We start from the raw sequence: 427 nt of genomic DNA on the forward strand, positions 1-427 counted from the left end.
CTCGCTCCCGGTGACCGTCCTCCGGCGTGGCGGCTCGTCGGTCCGCCGACGGTCCCGACGGTCGGCGCCGACGCCGGCGCCCGCCTGGCACCCGCACTCGCCGCGCACGGCATCGATGTGGTGGTCGAGCCGCCGGACCGAGCCGACCGGCCCGACCCCGGCCAGGGCCCGTCGACCGAGGGTGCTCGACCCGTCACCCTCGGCTGGGAAGCGCACATGGTGCCGCTCCGCCCCGCCCACGCCGATCGCCATGCCGTGCGCGACGCCTTGGCCGGCGCCTCCGGCCGGCAGTTCCGGTGGGCGATCGTCGACCACGTCGATCCCGGCTGGAGCGGCGACGGTGGTCCGGCCGCACTGCTGGCGGCGGCGACGGCGGCGCTCGGGCCGTCGACGGGGTACCTGGGTGGCGTCGCCTGGGCCGACAACC

1 protein-coding gene is annotated in these 427 nt (G+C 78.2%); it reads left to right on the forward strand.

Translation table 11 applies throughout. From position 1 onward, the window contains the following. The coding region (locus D7X55_RS43940) for a hypothetical protein (RefSeq protein ID WP_158626511.1) at window positions 1–427 on the forward strand (427 nt) is incomplete at both ends.

Source organism: Corallococcus sp. AB049A (genome assembly GCF_003668885.1).
Classification (GTDB): Bacteria; Myxococcota; Myxococcia; order Myxococcales; family Myxococcaceae; genus Corallococcus; species Corallococcus interemptor.